Below are 14554 nucleotides of genomic sequence, written 5' to 3'. Positions count from 1 at the left end.
CGGGAGTTCGGCACGCCGTTCCTCGCTGCAACGCAAGTACTTGACCTCCGGCCGGTCCCTCGTAAGTTCCTTTCGTTGGACCGTACCGACAGTGTCGCGGAGCGCATGGTTAGCTCAGGCCAAATAGTCGTCACATGCTCCGGCTCTGTAGGTAAGACTGCGCTCGCCTACGCGCCGCATGAGAACACACTTATCTCGCATGATCTCTTGCGCGTGACGCCACACCAGTCGGACACCTGGGGATGGGTGTTCGCATACCTGAGGAGCCAGCAAGCAATCTCTATGATGGGAGCCGCGCAATACGGTCACATCATTAAACACCTGGAACCAGAGCACCTACTTGCACTTCCCATTCCCACGCCAACGCATGAGCGGCTGGCGGAATTTGACGTCGCGGCGAGAGGCATTCTTACCCGTCGCAACGAAGCATGGCGCCTTCAGCGCGAAAGCGAAAGCATCTTTTCGGAAGCTATCGGTGCCGTAGCAAGCAGCGAGAGAAAGTCCACGGGCTTCGAGGTCAAGTCGCGTGAGCTGTTCAGTGGTCGGCGGCGACTGGAAGGCTCTTACCACTCTCCTGCGGCGACGGCGATTCTCGACCGCTTTCACACCGCGAAGCTCCCGACCCAGACTCTCGCGCAAGTCACTGATGGGGTGTGGTGGATGACGCGATTCAAGCGAGTCTTCGGAGAGAACGGTGCACCGTATCTAAGCGCAGACGAACTCTTCTCGGTCAATCCTCCGATTACAAAAAGGGTGATGCTGGAACAAGCTGAAAATGCGGAAGACTTTTTCGTCAAAGATGGCTGGCTTGTGATGGCGTGCTCAGGGCAAACCTACGGCCTAAATGGCTCCGTGGCGCTTATGACGAAGTGGCACGAGCGGGCATTCCTGTCACACGATCTGGTGCGGATTGTTCCGAAGACCGATGTCGTCCGGCCCGGCTATCTCTACACCGCGCTGGGACATCCCACGCTTGGTCGCCCACTTGTCATTCGCCAGGCGTACGGGACTTCGATACCCCATTTGGAGCCGGCGGACATAGCCGCCACGCCGATCGTTCGGCTTTCGAACGATCTGGAGACGCAGATCGCAGATCGCGCAGAAAAGGCGGTGAGCCTTCGCGCAGAAGCGGACCAACTTGAGAATGACATCGCTGACAAGGCGACGGAGCTAGTTGATCAACATCTCTCCGGAACCTCGATCTAGCGATGACACGAGTTCGATATTGACGCGCCTAGATGCCGCACGCATCTACGATGCCGGCACTTGCCCCTAGCGACTGCCGATCAATGTCACCCTTCGACGCGTTAGCAATGAAGCGAACGAAGCCGGCATACCCACCGAAACTGTTCTTCGCGTTGACCTCCCCGCAGACAAGCACCCCTCCTGCATAAGAAGCGACACGAAGACTCCGGAACTGAGCGCTTCCTGGGTCTCTCAGTTGGTCGGCGATAACCACTTTGGCTCGCTCCATCAACCCCTGCTCATTCATAACCCGCAGATCCGCCGCGCCGCCAGTAGCGATCGAACGTGCAGAGGCAATAGCTGCGTTGTGAACGCTCATGACACCCCCCGGGATAGCGATTGGCGCAACCGGCGCCGTAGGCCGCGATGGAGCAGCGCCACAACCGGTCAAAAGAGCCGCAACGACCATGAAGGCAAGATGTTCCTTGGAGACTTTCATTTTTTTCCTTGATGCGATGTAGGGCACGCGCTTAGCGCATGGCAAGCCGGTGATCTCTGTGAGCGACAAATGTCACTCATAGTGAGTGTCATTATAAGACGTGGCCTTATCGAGCTCAAAAACATAGATTTCCCGATCACTCGGAAAGCTATGTATGGAGTACAACCCCCTGGCGCTCTTCGGCGCCCATTTGGCCTCACTGCGGAAATCACGCGGCTGGTCGCAGGAGGCGCTTGCGCTGAAGAGTGGATTGGCTCGTTCATATGTAGGTGGTATTGAACGCGGGCAGCGCAACCTCTCGCTTATCAACATCTGCGTGCTCGCTCACACGTTAGAAGTACCCCCTCGCGAGATGCTTGACTTCTTTGGGGAGTCAAGCATGTTGTAAGCGCTCTCCGGCCCAAAAATCTGACTATGTCAATTTCATACTCAGTATTCAGCGCATTGCTTCTGTACGATCGTTTAAATCGGAACACAACTCCGCACTAGCGATTTTTTTGAAATCGATTTCAAACTCTTAAATCCGTAAAAAATCGCAGCCGCGAAGATTTTCAGGATTTAATAGATTACCTATCGAAAATATCTGCCACGGCAACCGGCATTTCTGACCACAGTGCTTCTGGGCTCCACCATTCCGGCGGCTCCAACTTGCGCACTAAGCTAGCGTATCTGGTTCGTGTTCGCTGATTTGGAATAGTAGAGAGTGCAGCTTGAATTCCTCTGTAGCGACATGCATCTAAAAACCACCCTTCGACATAGCCGCTCACCGATTCTCCCATTTGCCCAATTGTGCTAACCGTGTATCCGGCGAATGGATTACTCAGTGCGTCAAGCTCGGCAAAACTCCCGACGTCTTTTAGTCGAACTTCAAATCTCGTCCAAGGTCTAGTTCTTCTTACCAGGTTTGAAGTGCGTGCAGCCCTTGTAAACCGCCCTATTAGGGCACTCCCAAGCTGCAAGCGCTTGTCATAGACCAGAAGATACCTATCTCCGCCATAGCGCCCGATTTCTATGGAATTTGTCACCCCAAGAGGTCCATGTTCGTAACGTCCGCTGTGAGCCCTTCTCAACAAGGAAAAAACTTGAATTCCATTGACATGCTGCCCATGCAGATCAAATGCTAGGTCTATCCGAGTGATTACCGCATGCTCCAAAACATACTCGATATCGAACCCAGGTATTAGTTCACTAAGCACATGTTGAATCTGGCTCCAATGCTGTGGATTCGCCCGTCGCGCTTCATTCGGGTTCCACTCAAGTCTCATGAAGCGCCGACCTCTCGCATTGCCTTCAGTATCGACTCTGTGCGCCATCAGTGGGTTCATTTGCACTGTCATCATCTGATGACCTCCAAACCGAAGTTGGTATGCCCGTCCGTAGTGGTTGAGTAGCTCCCCGCGGTTGATTCGATAAAGTAATTCTTGTGCCTCTAATCCTTCTGCGGCTGCAAGGATACGATTGTGAAGTTCACGTCTAACGCCTAGTGTGATCGCAAGTTTGTCTATAAAAAGTCTAGTTCTGTGTGACATAACACCTTGCCGTGTACGTCTGCCCCTCTAATAGACACACTGAATATGCTATCAGGTGGACATTTTGAAATTGATTTCAAACTGTGGCGCCATACCCGGCCACAATCTGTGCGAAGCGCTAGCCGAGGCCCCGGCCACGGGGCAATCTCCTAGTGCTGCAGTGCATCGGCTCGAAGGTAATCCTCAATCGCGGCAATATCGAAGAGGGTTACTCTAGCCCCGGCTTTGAAAGGCTTGGGGAAGCCGGGCCTAGTTTTTACCCAATTCCAGAGGGTGGACGGGGCGATGCGAAAATAGGCGCTGGCTTCCCGCGCACGCATGAAATTTGAGCCGGGGCGAGCCGACACGTGAGATCTTGGCTTATTCATCATCAATGTCCTTTATTGAATCAACTTGGACATTGTGTCAAAGCCTATCGGCCTGGTAAAGATGTAAGACAGAAAAGTGCCATTTCGGAGATGGCAATCAACGCGATTCAGGCCGCCAACTGCGGTAGGTGCACCACATTTCCACCTACCGTGAGCGCATCAACGAGATTGGCCCAATCATTCATGATTTTTCGGCGCTCAACCAAGTGCTCGCTACGCGCATATGCTGCAACGGATTTATTCCTTTCAGCATGGTCCAACTGCCTTTCAAGCGCATCGACAGTCCATCCACGCTCGGATAGCAAACTCCTAGCGGATGCTCTAAATCCGTGCAATGTTTGTTTCCCTTGGTAGCCCATGCGGATCAACATTCGTCCAATGGTGTTTTCGCTCATGAAACCATCGGCACCGTAGTTGTTGGGAAATACGTTTTCAACTTCACCAACGTACGCTTTGATTTCTTGAAGCAGTGCGATTGCTTGAGGCGCCAGCGGAACAATGTGTGCTTGATTCAATCCCTTTCCCATTTTCATACGCGCGGCAGGGATGCGCCACTCGCGCGCTTCCACATCAATTTCACTCCAACGTGCATACCGTAGTTCCTGCGAACGAACGAATGTCAAGAGAGCGAGTTTTGTGGCCATCAGGGTGAGCCTATCCGCAGACTCATAACTAGCCAGGTCGCGAAGAAATATTCCAAACTCTCGCTTGTCTGTTATGGCTGGTCGATGCTTGACAGATGGAACAGCAATGGTGTTCCTTAAATCATTGGCGGGATTGTACGTAGCTCGACCCGTGGCGATCGCATAAGCGATAACTTGGCGGCAAATTTCGCGAACCCGAGAAGCGGTGTATGCAGCGTTTCGAGCCACGATTTTATTGAACAGTGCCAACAGCTCCGGCGCTGTTATTTCTGCGATGGGACGATGACCAATGACGGGGAACACGTCCGCCACCAAGTGAGTCATTTGCTTATCGGCGGTTACCTGCTTCCATCTAGCGGATTTAACCGCATGCCAATCTAGTGCAACCGTTTTGAAATTGTTTGCAGCCGACGCAGCGACATGGCGTTTGGTAGCGGCACGCTCCGCCGTTGGATTGCGCCCCTCGCGAAGCAAAGCGCGTGCGTCATCGCGACTCTGCCGAGCGGTTTTAAGATCTACTTCCGGATAGACCCCAAGAGCCAAAGTCAACCGCTTGCCGCCGTACCTGAAGTCAAACCTCCAGTACTTCCCTGCTACGCCGTGTGCGTCTGCTGCTTTAACTAAGAGATAAAGGCCTCGCTCGTCGGCCAGCTTCTTAGGTTTATCTTGAGGCTTGAAATTGCGGCAGGCCGCGTCTGTAAGTGCCATGACGGTATCTCCTCGACGTGTTTTCGTCGGTACCGTCGAAGATACCGCCAACAAATGGCGGACGTCAATGGACACTATCGAACTTGGCAAGACGCCAAATTTATCTAACCTATTGATCCAAAAGGAATTTTTGGACTATGTTGGATTCAGATAGACAGAAAGTGGTGCCGCTTGTCTGACTCGAACAGACGACCTATCGCTTACAAGGCGATTGCTCTACCAACTGAGCTAAAGCGGCGACTTCTACGAAAAATTCTACTTGACGCGCTTGAGCTGGGGCCTGCCGCCCGGACGGCCCGGGCCGGCCGGAGGATCGGGCAGGTCGCCCGATGGGGCCGCAGCATCGCTGGGTACGGACCGTAGGGGGCCACGGGCCAACCCGTCGGCAGCCTCTGCGGCGTCCCCCGATGCGTCGGGCACCACGGCGGCATCCACGGCAGGCCCGGAGGCAATGGCCGCAGCGGGAGGCGCCGGAAAGGCCATGCCCTGGCCGTTCTCTCGCGCGTAAATGGCGATCACATGACTGACCGGCACGATGATTTCGCGAGCCACACCACCAAAGCGGGCTTTGAACTCGATGAATTCATTGCCCAGCTTGAGCGAACTCGTGGCCTCCATGCTCACGTTGAGCACAATCTCGCCGTTTTTCACAAACTCCATGGGCACGCGCACCGATGCATCGACCTGAACGGCGATGTAAGGCGAGAACCCGTTGTCGGCACACCATTCGTGCAAGGCACGGATCAGGTACGGCCGCGTGGAAGGGATGTCCGGTTCGAAGGCGCTCATGGAGGTTCGCTGGCCAGGCCCCTGCGGGGCCATCAGCCATTTACTTGCGCATCACCTTTTCGGATGGCGTGAGTGCCTCGATGTAGGCAGGTCGCGAGAAGATGCGCTCGGCGTACTTGAGCAAAGGAGCAGCGTTCTTGCTGAGTTCGATTCCGTAGAAATCCAACCGCCACAGCAGGGGCGCGATGGCCACGTCCAGCATCGAGAAGTTGTCACCCAGCATGAACTTGTTCTTCAAGAACACCGGTGCGAGCTGCGTCAGACGGTCGCGAATGTGCGAACGCGCCTTTTCCAGCGCTTTTTCGTTGCCTTTGGTGCTGCGCGATTCCAGCATCGACACGTGCGTGAACAGCTCCTTCTCGAAGTTCAGAAGGAACAGGCGCACGCGTGCACGGTCCACCGGGTCGCCCGGCATCAGCTGGGGATGCGGGAAGCGCTCATCGATGTACTCGTTGATGATGTTCGATTCGTACAAGATGAGATCGCGCTCGACCAGGATGGGCACCTGCCCATACGGGTTCATCACGCTGATGTCTTCAGGCTTGTTGTAAAGGTCGACGTCCCGGATCTCGAAATCCATGCCTTTTTCAAACAGCACGAAACGGCAGCGGTGGGAGTAAGGGCAGGTGGTGCCCGAATACAAGACCATCATGTGGGAGTCTCCTTAAAGCAAAAAACAGTGGCTTGCGAACATGCCCGCCGGGCAGTGCAAACCACTGTGGAACGGTCAGGCCGGTCTCCTTTGAGACCAGCCCACCCGGATCGGATTATTTGACGTCTTTCCAGTAGGCCGCATTCAAGCGCCAGGCCACGATGGTGAACGCGGCCAGGAACAGCATCACCCAAACGCCAATGCGCACGCGCGAGTTCTGGGACGGCTCAGCCATCCATTGCAGATACGCCACCAGGTCGCCGACGTTTTCCTCGTAGCGGGCATCGCTCAGGGTGCCGGGCTTGACCTGCTCCCAGCCCTTGACGCGGTCCACCTCGTGGCCGTGGCTCATCACCTTCTCATGCACGGGGCGGCGCTCGCCCTGCAGTTCCCACAGCGGGTGCGGCATACCAATGTTCGGGAACACCAGGTTGTTCCACCCGGTGGGCTTGGTGTCGTCGCGGTAGTAGGTGCGCAGCAGGGTGTAGACGTAGTCCGCACCGGTGCCGGCGCTGCTGGAGCGCGAACGGGCGATCAGGCTCAGATCAGGCGGGTTCACACCAAAAAACTGCTTGGCCTGCTTGGGATCGATGGCCGCCTTCATCGTGTCGCCGATCTTGTCGGTCGTGAAGGTCAGGTTTTCGGCGATCTGCTTGTCATTCAGGCCAATGTCGCGCAGCCGGTTGTAGCGCATGAACGCCGCAGAGTGGCAACTCAGGCAGTAGTTGACGAACAGTTTGGCGCCGTTTTGCAGGGCAGCCATATCGTTGGTGCGCTGAGGCGCTTTGTCCAGCGGGAAGTTCCCGCCAGCGGCCAGCGCCGCACCCGACAAGCCCAGGGCCAGCATGAAGCCCAAGAGGATTTTTTTCATTTGCTTGACTCTCCGGATTGGCTCTGTGGGTTCAGTGGGGCTGGAACGTGACGCGCTGGGGCACCGGCTTGAATTCGCCGATGCGACTCCACCAGGGCATCAGCAGGAAGAAGCCGAAGTAGAACAGCGTACCCAACTGGGACACCCGCTCGCCAATGGGCGACGGCGGCTGCACCCCGAGATAACCGAGGATCAGGAAGTTGATCACGAACACCGTATACAGCCAGATGTTCCAGTTCGGACGGTACCGGATCGATTTGACCGGGCTGTGATCCAGCCAAGGCAGGAAGAACAGGATGATGACGGCTCCACCCATGGCGACCACGCCCCAGAACTTGGCATCGATGGACAGCATCAGCGCCACCAGCACCAGTGCGGCGATCACGATGCCGCCCTTGACCGCACCAGACACCTTGGCTTTGAGTGCTCCCAGCACCGCAGCGATGACGACGATGGCCACAAGCGCGTACATCATTTCCGTGGTGATGGCCCGCAGCATCGAATAGAAAGGTGTGAAGTACCAGACCGGTGCAATGTGCAGCGGCGTCACCAGCGGATCGGCCGGGATGAAGTTGTTGTACTCGAGGAAATAGCCGCCGAACTCCGGGGCAAAGAAAATGATCGCCGAGAACACCATCAAGAAGACAGAGACACCCAGGATGTCGTGCACGGTGTAGTACGGGTGGAAAGGGATGCCGTCCAGCGGCTTGCCCGACGCGTCCTTGGTCGCCTTGATCTCCACACCATCGGGGTTGTTCGACCCCACTTCGTGCAGCGCAATCAGGTGGGCAACCACCAGACCCAGCAACACCAGCGGCACTGCGATCACGTGGAAGCTGAAGAAGCGGTTCAGCGTGGCGTCGCCCACCACGAAGTCGCCACGAATCAGCAGCGCCAGATCGGGTCCCACGAAGGGGATAGCGGAGAACAGGTTGACGATGACCTGGGCACCCCAGTAAGACATCTGCCCCCACGGCAGGAGGTAGCCCATGAAGGCTTCCGCCATCAGGCACAGGAAGATCGCACAGCCGAACACCCAGACCAACTCGCGCGGCTTGCGGTAGCTGCCATAGATGAGGCCGCGGAACATGTGCAGATACACGACCACGAAGAACGCCGAGGCGCCAGTGGAGTGCATGTAGCGGATCAACCAGCCCCAGGGCACATCGCGCATGATGTATTCGACCGACGCGAAAGCCAGGTTGGCGTCGGGCTTGTAGTGCATCACAAGGAAAATGCCGGTGACGATCTGGATCACGAGCACCAACAGGGCCAGCGAGCCGAAGAAGTACCAGAAGTTGAAGTTCTTGGGCGCGTAGTACTCGGAGAGGTGCTCCTTGTACAGCTTGGACGCAGGGAACCGGTTGTCGATCCAGTTCAGCGCTTTCTGACCGATCGGCGCGTCGGGGGAAATTTCTTTGAATTCAGCCATGGGGATGCCTCTGTGATCCGTTGTCTGTCAGTGCCGCTCAGGCCTGCTTCTCTTCACCCACCAGCAAGGTGGTGTCGGACAGGTAGTAGTGCGGCGGCACTTCCAGGTTGTCGGGCGCCGGCTTGTTCTTGAACACGCGGCCGGCCACATCGAACGTGGAGCCGTGGCAGGCGCACAGGAAGCCGCCCTTCCAATCGTCGGGCAGCGAGGGCTGTGGGCCAGGGGTGAGCTTGTCGCCCGGCGAACAACCCAGGTGGGTGCAGATGCCCACGGTCACGAGGAACTCGGGCTTGATGGAGCGGTGGCGGTTCTTGGCGTAGGCCGGCGTTGGGTAAGCCGTGCGGTCCGAATTCGGGTCGGCCAGTTGCCCTTCGATGGTCTCGAGCGCGGCGAGCTGCTCAGGCGTCCGACGCAGGATCCACACCGGCTTGCCGCGCCACTCGACGACGATCTTCTCGCCGGGCTGGATGCCGGAGATGTCCACTTCCACGGCAGCACCGGCGGCCTTGGCCCGCTCGGAGGGCTGGAAGGTGCTCACGAAGGGAACGGCGACGGCGGCTGCACCAGCACCACCCATGGCGCAGGAGGTGATCAGCCAGGTTCTGCGGCTGCGATCAACAGTCGCACCGGCGGTTGCTTCACTCATGGGGATCTTTCAATGGGGTCGGGACGGGACACTAGGGACAACCCGGCATTGTACTGGAGCAGTCAAGGGGCTTTACCGCTTGTCGGGGTGTGGGACTTGGCTATTTGCCCCAGAGCACCCGATGCAGGCGGCCTCGAGGGACGACTGTGTGAGAATGCCTCTCGACTTTCAGCCATCCAATTCAATCACTCGCCAACTGGAGGACCTCATGGGCATGTTGCAAGAGTTCAAGGAATTTGCCGTCAAGGGCAACGTGATCGATCTCGCCGTGGGCGTGATCATTGGCGGGGCCTTCGGCAAGATTGTCACCTCCATGGTCGACGACGTGATCATGCCCATCGTGGGCGCCATTTTCGGCAGCCTGGATTTCACCAACCTGTACCTGGCGCTCGGCAGAGTCCCCGAAGGCACACCTGCCACGCTGGCCGGCCTCAAGGCGGCAGGCGTGCCGACCCTGGCTTACGGCAACTTCATCACGGTGGCGTTGAACTTCACCATCATGGCGTTCATCATCTTCATCATGGTCAAGCAGATCAACCGCCTCAAGCGAGAAGCGCCTGCGGCCCCGGCCGAGCCGCCTGCAACGCCTGAGGACATTGCGTTGCTGCGCGAGATCCGCGACAGCCTGCGCAAGTAGCCCCCAGGCGCCTGCAGACACGCCGCACCCCTTAACAGGGCTGCGGCGTTTTTCATGCCCTAGCCGCCCGACGCGGCCAGGGCGGCATCGATGGCCGCCAAGAGACTCGTGGCGCTGGCGCGGCCGGTACCCGCGATATCGAACGCCGTGCCGTGATCAGGGCTGGTGCGCACGAAAGGCAGGCCCAGCGTGGTGTTGACGCCATGTTCCAGCCCCATCAGCTTGACGGGAATGAGTCCCTGGTCGTGGTACATCGCCACCACGACGTCAAACGCTCCCTGGCGGGCGCGCATGAACACCGTGTCAGGTGCATAGGGCCCGCTGGTCTGCACACCTTCCCGCTGCGCCTGCGCCACCGCGGGTGCGATGGTCTCGATCTCTTCGCGGCCGAACAGCCCGCCCTCTCCCGCATGCGGGTTCAGCCCGGCCACGGCGATGCGCGGCGCGGCCAGTCCAGCACGACGGAAATGCGCGTCGGTGATGCGGATGGTCTGCAGCACCTGGTCGAGGGTCACGGCCTTGAGCGCGTGCTGCAAGGAGACGTGGATGCTCACCAGCACGGTGCTGAGCCCGGGGCAGCTGAGCATCATGCGCACAGGCAGGGCCGAGACTGGCAGACCGGCATGGGCGGCCGCGAGCGCCTGCAGCATCTCGGTGTGGCCGGGATGGTCAACACCCGCCGCCGACAGCGCTTCCTTGTGGATGGGCGCGGTCACCAGGGCGCGGGCCTGACCCGACAAGGCCGCCTGCGCGGCCCAGCGGATGCAGTCAGCTGCGGCCAGCCCGGCCTCGGCGCTCACTTGCCCTGGGATCACCGGTCGGGGCAGCGAACAGGCCTGAGCCACCGCCATGCAACCGGGAGGCACGGCGTCCAAGTCCGACAAAGCCCCCACCTCTGCCAGCATCAGGGGATGGCAGGCCGAGTCGGGCTCCGCAGCAGTGACGCGCAAAGCCTGGTGCATCGTTCCCACATCGCCAGCCACCACCACCTGCCCCTGCAGCGCTGGCCGCTCGCGGAAGGCCTTGGCAATGATCTCGGGCCCGATCCCTGCGGGATCACCCATGCTGAGGACCAGCGGAGGACGTGTGAAAGGCTGCATGTGGCGCCTCAGGCAGGGTTGTCGATGTCGATGAACACGTGGGCGAGCCCCAACTGAGTGGCCACATGAGCACCGACGGCGGGCGCCCCATACCGCTCGGAAGCATGGTGCCCGCAGGCGATGTAGGCAACACCGCACTCACGGGCGTAATGGGCCTGCGGCTCGGAAATCTCGCCGGTGATGAACACGTCCGCCCCAGCAGCGATGGCCGCCTCGAAGTAGCCCTGCGCCCCACCCGTGCACAGCGCCACATGGCGCACCGGACGATCGGGCTCGGCCACCAATGTCACCGGGCGCCCCAGGCAACGAGACACGTGATCGGCCAGGGTGGCGGCCGAATCGCTGCGGCGCTCACCCATGAAGCCCAGGGCCTGCTCGCCAAAGCGGCCGCGCGCATCGGCGTACACAGCCACGCCCAACTGGCGTGCGAGTTGCGCGTTGTTGCCCAGTTCGGGGTGCGCATCCAGCGGAAGGTGGTAGGCAAGGAGGTTGATATCGTGCGCCAGCAGCAACGCCAGCCGCTGCTTCATCCAGCCAGTCACGCGTCCGTCCTGGCCGCGCCAGAACAGGCCATGATGCACAAGGATGGCATCTGCACCTTCGGCAATGGCTGCCTCGATCAGCGCGCGGCTGGCCGTCACGCCACTCACCAGCTTGCGCACCTCCGCCCGGCCCTCCACTTGCAGGCCGTTGGGCCCATAGTCCTTGAATTGGGACGGCTGCAGCAGCGTGTCCAGCGCTTCGGTCAGGGCGGCACGGGAAACCGCAGGGCAATCGGTGCGCGGATGAGGCATGGGCTGTCAGCATGTAGAAGGGCGTAGCTCTCCATTTTGACACCCCGCACCTCTCGCTGACCGGGTCGCCCTCCCACTTGAAGCCGTCGCCGCTCGCGCCCATATGCGGGACAATAACGACGGATGCGGCCCAGGTCGCGCGCCCTTCAACCCGTCTGACATGCTCATGAAACGTCTCTGGCTCCTGTTCGCCCAAACCGTTACCGTTCTTGTGGCGGCGTTGTTCGTGGTGGGAACCTTGCAGCCCCAATGGCTGGGCCGCCAGACTGCCGTGGTGCCGGTGTTCGAGGCACCGTCTGGCACGCCGGTGGCGACGGTCGAGGGCAGTGCGAATTTTCGCACCGCCGCTCGCACCGCTTCCCCGGCCGTGGTGAGCATCAACACCAGCAAAGCTCCTGCCAACAACCCGCAAAGTGCCGACCCATGGTTCCGCTTCTTCTTTGGCGACCAGGCTCCATCGCAACAACAGAGCGGTCTGGGGTCGGGGGTGATTGTCAGCCCCGCCGGCTATGTGCTGACCAACAACCACGTCATCGAGGAGGCCGATGAGATCGAGGTCATCCTCAACGACGGCCGCAAGTCCGTGGCCCAGGTCATCGGCACCGACCCCGAAACCGATCTGGCGATCCTCAAGATCAATCTGACCGATCTGCCTGTGATCACGCTGGGCAACTCCGACGCGCTGGAGATAGGCGACCAGGTGCTGGCCATCGGCAACCCGTTTGGCGTGGGGCAGACCGTCACCAGCGGCATCGTGAGCGCGCTGGGTCGCACCCAGCTCGGCATCAACACCTTCGAAAACTTTATTCAGACCGATGCCGCCATCAACCCGGGCAATTCGGGTGGTGCGCTGGTGGACGTGAGCGGCCAACTCATGGGCATCAACACCGCCATCTACTCGCGCTCTGGCGGATCGATGGGCATCGGTTTCGCCATCCCCACCTCCACCGCCCGCAGCGTGATGGAAGCCATCGTGAAGGACGGGCAGGTCACACGCGGCTGGATCGGCGTGGAGCCACAGGACCTGAGCCCCGAACTCGCCGAGAACTTCGGCATGCAGCCCGGCACGGGCGTCATCATCAGCGGTGTTCTGCAGAATGGGCCTGCCGCCCAGGCCGGCATCCGCCCGGGTGATGTGATCACCGCCGTGGCCGGGCGCCCGGTCAACAATGTCGCGCAACTGCTGTCGGCAGTGGCCAACCTATCGCCGGGCACGCCTGCCTCGCTCGACGTGGTCCGGCGCGAAGGCAAGACAAAGATCGAGGTCACGCCAGGACGGCGCAATCTGCCGCGCCAGCAGGCCACCCCACGCTGAAGCGCGGGATCGTTCAAGCCGCTGGCTTTTCTTCTTCTTTGGCTTCCTCGTCGGTCTTGGCCGACGCCTTGATGAACCACTGCGCCCCCCAGATGCCCAACTCATAGAGCAGGCACATGGGCACAGCCAGCGCCAGCTGGGAGATCACGTCAGGCGGCGTGACCACCGCCGCAATGACGAAGGCCACGACGATGAAGTAGCCTCGGAACTCCTTGAGCTTCTGCACCGTCACCATGTTCATCTTGACCAGCAGAACCACCACGATCGGGACTTGGAACGCCAGGCCAAAGGCGAGGTACAGCGACAGAATCGCCTCCACGTAAGAAGCAATGTCGGGCGTGGCGGCCACACTCGCGGGCGTGAACTTCTGAATGAAGCCGAACATCTTGTCCAGCACGAAAAACTGCACAAACGCGATGCCGATGTAGGCCAGGAAGCTGCCCAGCACGATGAGGGGCACGGCGAACCGCTTCTCGTGGCTGTAGAGGCCTGGCGCCACGAAGGCCCACACCTGGTACATCCACCAGGGCAGGGAAAGCAGCAGCGCTGCCATGGCCAGCACCTTGATCGGTACGAAGAAGGGCGAGAACACCCCCACGGCGATCAATTTGGCGTCGGGTGGCATGTGCGCACGAATCGGCACGGCGATCAGGTCGATCAGACCACTCGGGCCTGGCCAGACGGCCAGCAAGGCCATGCAGATGGCCAAACCGATGATGCCGTACAGGAGCCGGTCGCGCAGCTCCATCAGGTGCTGGACAAACGGCTGCTCGGAACCGGCGAGCTCGTCGGTGGAATCTTTGGGATCGGACATCAACGGGGAGCGGAAGAGGAGCGAGGCCGGAAGCGGGCCACGCGGGCCGCACCCGACTGGGTGCGGGTGCGCACGCCGGTGCGGGCCTTGAACCACTGGGGCATCGCCTTTTGCTTCAGGCGCCAGTTTTTCTTGGGGTGTTTGTAAACGGGTGGCGTGTCGAAGGCACTGTTGGCACCGTAGCTCGTGGACGTGCCATCCAGACCCGAAGTCGCCTCCGACCACGATTTCTCAAAATCGCTGGCACCGCTCTGCACCGAGGCTTCCACATCGCGCGCCGCCTCGGTCACCGAGTCCTTCATCTTCTTCAGTTCTTCAAGCTCCATGGAGCGGCTGACCTCGGCCTTGACGTCTGACACGTAGCGCTGCGCCTTGCCCAGCAAGGCACCCACGGTGCGGGCGACGCGAGGCAGCTTCTCGGGGCCGATGACGATCAACGCCACCGCCCCGATGAGGGCGAGCTTGGAGATGCCCAGATCAATCATGTTTCAGCCATCCTGCGGGCAAGGTGGGGCGGGTGGTCCGCCCGGCAAGGGTGCTGCCCAGGGTGTTCAGACCCATTGTGGGCAGC

16 protein-coding genes and 1 tRNA gene are annotated in these 14554 nt (G+C 59.7%); 4 read left to right on the top strand and 13 right to left on the bottom strand.

Translation table 11 applies throughout. From position 1 onward, the window contains the following. Positions 1-75 precede the first annotated feature (75 nt). Positions 76-1206, top strand: coding sequence for a hypothetical protein (locus KIT86_RS08920; RefSeq protein WP_297397393.1), 1131 nt, complete (start codon positions 76-78; stop codon positions 1204-1206). 28 nt (positions 1207-1234) lie between these two features. Here KIT86_RS08920 and KIT86_RS08915 read toward each other — a convergent pair whose 3' ends face one another. Continuing rightward, on the bottom strand, positions 1235-1711 hold the full coding sequence (locus KIT86_RS08915; RefSeq protein ID WP_297397391.1) for a hypothetical protein: 477 nt from the start codon (positions 1709-1711) through the stop codon (positions 1235-1237). Between the two features lie 127 nt (positions 1712-1838). On the opposite strand from KIT86_RS08915, the gene KIT86_RS08910 reads away from it, so the two are divergent. Next, positions 1839-2072, top strand: a complete 234-nt coding sequence (locus tag KIT86_RS08910; protein ID WP_297397389.1) for a helix-turn-helix domain-containing protein — start codon at positions 1839-1841, stop codon at positions 2070-2072. Between the two features lie 178 nt (positions 2073-2250). On the opposite strand, the gene KIT86_RS08905 is transcribed toward KIT86_RS08910, so the two are convergent. The 8 genes from KIT86_RS08905 to petA form a co-directional block, all read right to left on the bottom strand. Further along, positions 2251-3009, bottom strand: a complete 759-nt coding sequence (locus KIT86_RS08905; RefSeq protein ID WP_297397388.1) for a hypothetical protein — start codon at positions 3007-3009, stop codon at positions 2251-2253. A gap of 679 nt (positions 3010-3688) precedes the next feature. Next, complete coding sequence (locus KIT86_RS08900; RefSeq protein WP_297397385.1) at positions 3689-4933, bottom strand: integrase arm-type DNA-binding domain-containing protein; 1245 nt, start codon at positions 4931-4933, stop codon at positions 3689-3691. Between the two features lie 162 nt (positions 4934-5095). Beyond that, positions 5096-5171, bottom strand: a tRNA-Thr gene (locus tag KIT86_RS08895). A gap of 17 nt (positions 5172-5188) precedes the next feature. Further along, a complete protein-coding gene (locus KIT86_RS08890) occupies positions 5189-5722 on the bottom strand; it encodes a ClpXP protease specificity-enhancing factor (RefSeq protein WP_297397383.1) in 534 nt (177 codons plus the stop codon). A gap of 40 nt (positions 5723-5762) precedes the next feature. Further along, positions 5763-6374, bottom strand: coding sequence for a glutathione S-transferase N-terminal domain-containing protein (locus KIT86_RS08885; RefSeq protein ID WP_291121425.1), 612 nt, complete (start codon positions 6372-6374; stop codon positions 5763-5765). Positions 6375-6489: 115 nt separating this feature from the next. Next, on the bottom strand, positions 6490-7245 hold the full coding sequence (locus KIT86_RS08880; protein WP_297397380.1) for a cytochrome c1: 756 nt from the start codon (positions 7243-7245) through the stop codon (positions 6490-6492). Positions 7246-7276: 31 nt separating this feature from the next. Then, positions 7277-8677, bottom strand: coding sequence for a cytochrome bc complex cytochrome b subunit (locus KIT86_RS08875; protein ID WP_297397378.1), 1401 nt, complete (start codon positions 8675-8677; stop codon positions 7277-7279). 37 nt (positions 8678-8714) lie between these two features. Beyond that, on the bottom strand, positions 8715-9323 hold the full coding sequence (petA, locus tag KIT86_RS08870) for a ubiquinol-cytochrome c reductase iron-sulfur subunit (RefSeq protein ID WP_291121418.1): 609 nt from the start codon (positions 9321-9323) through the stop codon (positions 8715-8717). A gap of 208 nt (positions 9324-9531) precedes the next feature. Here petA and mscL point away from each other — a divergent pair, with 208 nt between their 5' ends. Further along, entirely contained in the window at positions 9532-9960 is a 429-nt protein-coding gene (gene mscL, locus KIT86_RS08865; protein WP_297397374.1) for a large conductance mechanosensitive channel protein MscL, read from the top strand. A gap of 59 nt (positions 9961-10019) precedes the next feature. Here the strand turns inward: mscL and pdxA are convergent, their stop codons facing one another. Together pdxA and KIT86_RS08855 are read right to left on the bottom strand one after the other, a co-directional pair. Next, positions 10020-11024, bottom strand: a complete 1005-nt coding sequence (pdxA, locus tag KIT86_RS08860) for a 4-hydroxythreonine-4-phosphate dehydrogenase PdxA (protein WP_367185434.1) — start codon at positions 11022-11024, stop codon at positions 10020-10022. Between the two features lie 44 nt (positions 11025-11068). After that, positions 11069-11854 carry a Nif3-like dinuclear metal center hexameric protein gene (locus KIT86_RS08855; protein ID WP_297397370.1) on the bottom strand — a complete coding sequence of 262 codons (786 nt, stop codon included), beginning with the start codon at positions 11852-11854 and terminating at the stop codon, positions 11069-11071. A 166-nt stretch (positions 11855-12020) separates the two neighbouring features. On the opposite strand from KIT86_RS08855, the gene KIT86_RS08850 reads away from it, so the two are divergent. Continuing rightward, positions 12021-13169, top strand: a complete 1149-nt coding sequence (locus KIT86_RS08850; RefSeq protein ID WP_297397368.1) for a Do family serine endopeptidase — start codon at positions 12021-12023, stop codon at positions 13167-13169. 13 nt (positions 13170-13182) lie between these two features. Here the strand turns inward: KIT86_RS08850 and tatC are convergent, their stop codons facing one another. Together tatC and tatB are read right to left on the bottom strand one after the other, a co-directional pair. Then, on the bottom strand, positions 13183-13983 hold the full coding sequence (gene tatC, locus KIT86_RS08845) for a twin-arginine translocase subunit TatC (RefSeq protein WP_297397366.1): 801 nt from the start codon (positions 13981-13983) through the stop codon (positions 13183-13185). Further along, the gene (gene tatB / locus KIT86_RS08840) at positions 13983-14468 is read right to left on the bottom strand and encodes a Sec-independent protein translocase protein TatB (RefSeq protein WP_297397364.1); all 486 of its coding nucleotides are present in this window, start codon (positions 14466-14468) and stop codon (positions 13983-13985) included. The genes tatC and tatB overlap by 1 nt, the downstream gene beginning before the upstream one ends. Positions 14469-14554: the final 86 nt, after the last annotated feature.

This window comes from Hydrogenophaga sp., assembly GCF_026125825.1.
Classification (GTDB): domain Bacteria; phylum Pseudomonadota; class Gammaproteobacteria; order Burkholderiales; family Burkholderiaceae_C; genus Hydrogenophaga.
Note: the sequence above shows the minus strand (reverse complement) of the source record. Positions and strands in the feature narration are given on the sequence as shown.

Coding starts and splice junctions, on each gene's coding strand:
- KIT86_RS08910 (WP_297397389.1), top strand. CDS start 1,839: ATGGAGTACAACCCCCTGGCGCTCTTCGGCGCCCATTTGGCCTCACTG.
- KIT86_RS08905 (WP_297397388.1), bottom strand. CDS start 3,009: ATGAACCCACTGATGGCGCACAGAGTCGATACTGAAGGCAATGCGAGA.
- KIT86_RS08900 (WP_297397385.1), bottom strand. CDS start 4,933: ATGGCACTTACAGACGCGGCCTGCCGCAATTTCAAGCCTCAAGATAAA.
- KIT86_RS08890 (WP_297397383.1), bottom strand. CDS start 5,722: ATGAGCGCCTTCGAACCGGACATCCCTTCCACGCGGCCGTACCTGATC.
- KIT86_RS08885 (WP_291121425.1), bottom strand. CDS start 6,374: ATGATGGTCTTGTATTCGGGCACCACCTGCCCTTACTCCCACCGCTGC.
- KIT86_RS08880 (WP_297397380.1), bottom strand. CDS start 7,245: ATGAAAAAAATCCTCTTGGGCTTCATGCTGGCCCTGGGCTTGTCGGGT.
- KIT86_RS08875 (WP_297397378.1), bottom strand. CDS start 8,677: ATGGCTGAATTCAAAGAAATTTCCCCCGACGCGCCGATCGGTCAGAAA.
- petA (WP_291121418.1), bottom strand. CDS start 9,323: ATGAGTGAAGCAACCGCCGGTGCGACTGTTGATCGCAGCCGCAGAACC.
- mscL (WP_297397374.1), top strand. CDS start 9,532: ATGGGCATGTTGCAAGAGTTCAAGGAATTTGCCGTCAAGGGCAACGTG.
- pdxA (WP_367185434.1), bottom strand. CDS start 11,024: ATGGGTGATCCCGCAGGGATCGGGCCCGAGATCATTGCCAAGGCCTTC.
- KIT86_RS08855 (WP_297397370.1), bottom strand. CDS start 11,854: ATGCCTCATCCGCGCACCGATTGCCCTGCGGTTTCCCGTGCCGCCCTG.
- KIT86_RS08850 (WP_297397368.1), top strand. CDS start 12,021: ATGAAACGTCTCTGGCTCCTGTTCGCCCAAACCGTTACCGTTCTTGTG.
- tatC (WP_297397366.1), bottom strand. CDS start 13,983: ATGTCCGATCCCAAAGATTCCACCGACGAGCTCGCCGGTTCCGAGCAG.
- tatB (WP_297397364.1), bottom strand. CDS start 14,468: ATGATTGATCTGGGCATCTCCAAGCTCGCCCTCATCGGGGCGGTGGCG.